This is a genomic window from Variovorax sp. 22077 (assembly GCF_052044195.1).
GTDB classification, from domain to species: Bacteria; Pseudomonadota; Gammaproteobacteria; order Burkholderiales; family Burkholderiaceae_C; genus Variovorax; species Variovorax atrisoli.
Window position 1 is genome coordinate 1 of record NZ_JBQEQC010000069.1, and the last position, 1,852, is coordinate 1,852.

At 65.3% G+C, this 1,852-nt stretch carries 2 protein-coding genes; both read right to left on the bottom strand.

The window, feature by feature from the left end:
* Positions 1-1,593 (bottom strand): condensation domain-containing protein (locus ACTJLF_RS34485; RefSeq protein WP_440884882.1); only part of this gene is annotated, 1,593 nt, incomplete at its 3' end.
* Positions 1,593-1,852 (bottom strand): phosphopantetheine-binding protein (locus tag ACTJLF_RS34490; protein ID WP_440884883.1); only part of this gene is annotated, 260 nt, incomplete at its 5' end. The genes ACTJLF_RS34490 and ACTJLF_RS34485, both read right to left, overlap by 1 nt.

Consider the following 1,852-nt stretch of genomic DNA (forward strand, 5'->3'; position numbering starts at 1 on the left):
ATCCGGATGCTGCGCCGCCTCGCGCTCTATACGGCTGTGGATCGGGTCGCCGACTAAGGATGCCCGAGACTGATGTTGCGATCCCCACTGCCGCAGCTGCAGCAGTTCCGCCTCGCCCAACAGCTTCACGTCACCCACAGTCTGCTCGGGTCGCTCGGCCAATGCCTCCAGCAAAGCCAGGTAATGCCCCGCCATGCGCTCGACGGTCTGCGGCTCGAACAGCTCCGCCGCATATTTGAAGCTCGCCCGCACGCGACCGTCGGCGCCTTCGCTGGTGTCCAGCGTCAGTTCGAACTGCGCAGCCTGCGTGCCCAGGTCGTACTCGGTCATCGTGAGACCCGACAGGCTGTCGAGTGCCTTGAAATCCCCACGCTGGTGATTGAACATGACCTGGAACAGCGGGCTGGTGCTCAGGCTGCGTTCTGGCTGCAATGCCTCCACCAGTTGCTCGAACGGCAGGTCCTGGTGGGCCTGCGCGCCCAGCGCGGCCTCCTTCGCGCGCGCCAGCACCTGCGTGAGGCTCTCGCGGCTGTCCAGCACGCTGCGCAACAGCTGCGTGTTGACGAAGAAGCCGACGACGCCTTCCGTCTCCACCCGGTGACGGTTGGCGATCGGTACGCCCACGCGAATGTCGGACTGGCCGGTGTAACGGTTCAAGAGCACCTGGAAGCCCGCGAGCAAGGTCATGAACAGGGTCGCACCCTGGCCCTGCGCGCGCTTCTGCAACCCCTTGACCAGCGCCTCCGGCAATTCGAAGGCGTGGCGCGCGGCACTGTAGCGTCCGTCTGCGCGCCTGGCGTGATCTGCCGGCAACTGCAGCACAGGCTGGTCGGTACCGACGTGCGATGTCCAATAGCCGAGTTGGCGTTCGCGCTCGCCGGCCTCGAGCCAATTGCGCTGCCACACGGCGTAGTCCGCGTACTGGACCGGCAGCGGCTGCAGGTCCGCGTCTTCCGCAGCGCCCTGCACGCGCGCGCGATATTGCGCGACGAACTCGTCCACGATGATCTGCATCGACCAGCCGTCGGACACGATGTGATGCATCACCACGACGAGCATGTGCTCCTCGGGCGCAAGGCGGATGAGGCCGACCCGCAGCAACGGGCCGGTGGTCAAATCGAAGGGGGTGTCGCTCAAGCGATGCGCCTCTTCCCGAAGTCGGATCTCTCGCGAATCGCGCCCGGCAATGGCGCCGAGGTCCACGACGGCGATGTCGAACTCGACACTCTCGTGAATCACCTGTTCGGCAAGGCCGCCAGCCTGGGCCCGGAACGTGGTGCGCAGCGACTCGTGGCGCTGCACCAGCGCGTCGAAGCTCGCGCGCACGGCCGCGACATCCAGCGCACCGGTGAGCCTGAGCGCACCGCTGATGTGGTACGCGGTGCTCGACGGATCGAGCTGCCACAGGAACCATTGGCGCAGCTGTGCGTAGGAAAGATGGCAATGATCCGGCGACGACGTGTCGCGCGCCAGGATCGGAAACTGCCCGAGCGTGAGCCCCTCGGCGCGAATCTTCTGATAGACCGTGCGCCGCTGTTCAGGCGTCAGTCGCGAGAAGCGCTCCGCGATGCGACGGGTTGCAAGGGTTTCCATCAAACAGCCTCCATGCTGTCAAGCAGTGAATCGATTTCCGAAAGGGCCTGGGTGGCCGGTTTCATCAGGTTCTTGTCGGCGATGAGAGTCCCCATTTCCGTGAGTACGGGGTGCAGGAAGACATCCCTGATCGCGAGGTCCATCTGCATGGCGCTCTGGACTCGGGCGACTGTCTGGGCGGCGAGCAACGAGTGACCGCCGAGTTCGAAGAAGTTGTCGTTGCGGCCCACACGGGTCACGCCCAGCACCTCGGCCCAGA